Source organism: Candidatus Electronema sp. TJ (genome assembly GCF_048287355.1).
Lineage (GTDB): Bacteria > Desulfobacterota > Desulfobulbia > Desulfobulbales > Desulfobulbaceae > Electronema.
The window spans coordinates 5418-7262 of the sequence record NZ_JBLWEP010000122.1; the positions used below are offsets into that span (position 1 = coordinate 5418).

Consider the following 1845-nt stretch of genomic DNA (forward strand, 5'->3'; position numbering starts at 1 on the left):
GAGGCCGGGAAATACGCAGGCCGCCGCATCCCGATGGTCAACCGGGAGATCAACGACGACATGGCTGCTGCCGGGGTCTTGGTCAAGGAGAGCGAGATTGATCATTCCTACCCGCACTGCTGGCGTTGCAAAAAGCCGGTGATCTACCGAGCCACCAAGCAATGGTTCATCTCCATGGAGCAGAATGGGCTGCGCGAGAAGGCCCTGCAAGCGATCAAAGCGGTGCAATGGACACCAGCCTGGGGCGAACAACGCATTCAGGGTATGGTGGAAGGGCGGCCTGACTGGTGCCTGTCCCGCCAACGTTCTTGGGGCGTGCCGCTGACCGTGCTGACCTGCGCCAGCTGCGGCGAGATTCTCAAAAACGCTGAAGTCTGCGCCAAGATTGAGGAGCTGTTCGAGCAGGAAGGCGCGGATGCTTGGTTCCAGCATGAGGCTGCGGATTTTGTTCCTGCTGGGGTGCAGTGCGCCTGCGGCTGCGCCAAGTTCGAGAAAGAGCACGACATCCTCGATGTCTGGTTTGATTCCGGCGTGAGCCACGCGGCGGTGCTGGAGGCGCGGCCTGAGCTGCGCTCACCTGCGGATTTATACCTTGAAGGCAGCGACCAGCATCGCGGCTGGTTCCAGTCCTCGCTGCTGACTTCGGTCGGCACCCGTGAATGCGCGCCGTTCAAGGGCGTGCTCACGCATGGTTTTGTCGTGGACGGCAAGGGCAAGAAGATGTCCAAATCCTTGGGCAATGTCATCCTGCCGCAGGAGATGATTGATAAATTCGGGGCAGAGATACTCCGTCTCTGGGTGGCGAGCGAGGATTATCGCGATGATGTCAAGGTTTCTGAGGAAATTCTCCGCCATGTTTCGGATGCCTACCGAAAAATCCGCAACACCATCCGCTTCCTCCTCTCTAATCTCAGCGATTTCAATCCAAAAGAACACAGAGTCACTGAAGATCAGTACAGCGAGCTGGACCGCTGGGCTTTAACTCGCTACAGCGAGTTACTACGTCAAATCAAGCGTGACTATGAGTTCTACGAATTCCACAATATATATCATAAGCTGATCAAATTTTGCGGCATCACCATTTCTAGTCTGTATGCGGACATCCTCAAAGACCGGCTTTACTGCTCCGGTACCAATGATCCGGGCCGAAGGGCGGCGCAGACCGTGCTGCACCTGATTCTCGACGGTCTGCTCCGGCTGATGGCCCCGATCCTCAGTGTCACCGCCGCCGAGGCGTGGGAGCATCTGCACGGCTTAGATGAAAACGCGCCCATCGAGCGGTCGGTTTTTTTCACTGAATTCCCCAAGCCGTATGGTATTGTTACCTATGATCCCGAGTTGAATGAGCTGGATAGTCGTTGGAGTCGGCTGCTCAATCTGCGCGGCGAGATCACCAAAGTGCTGGAAGCAGCCCGCCGCGACAAGACGATCGGCCTGTCTTTGGATGCTGAAGTGCTGCTGCTGGCTGAAGGCGATCTGGCCGGATTCCTCAGCGGCAAAGAGGAGCTGCTGCGCGAGCTGTGCATCGTTTCCAGCCTGAAAATCGCCCGCACAGCGGATGAGGTTGCCTTCACCGCCTCCGAGGAAATTGCCGGGCTGAAAATCGCTGTCCGCCCCGCGCCGGGCGGCAAATGCGAGCGTTGCTGGATGATTTCCCCCAGCGTCGGCCAGGACAGCGAGCATCCGGCCCTGTGCAGTCGCTGCGCCGCTGTTGTCCGCAACGTGGCAGGGTGATCATGCTCAGGTTTCTGCTCATCATGCTGCTGGTCGTGATCAGCGACCAGCTGACCAAGCTCTGGATAGTCGAGAACTTCGCGCTGGGCGACTCCATGCCGGTCATCCCCG

At 58.2% G+C, this 1845-nt stretch carries 1 protein-coding gene; it reads left to right on the top strand.

Annotated features, from left to right (window positions below; genetic code table 11):
• Positions 1–1734: isoleucine--tRNA ligase (locus ACNKID_RS09230; protein ID WP_417913139.1), on the top strand; the 1734-nt coding region annotated here is incomplete at its 5' end.
• Positions 1735–1845: the final 111 nt, after the last annotated feature.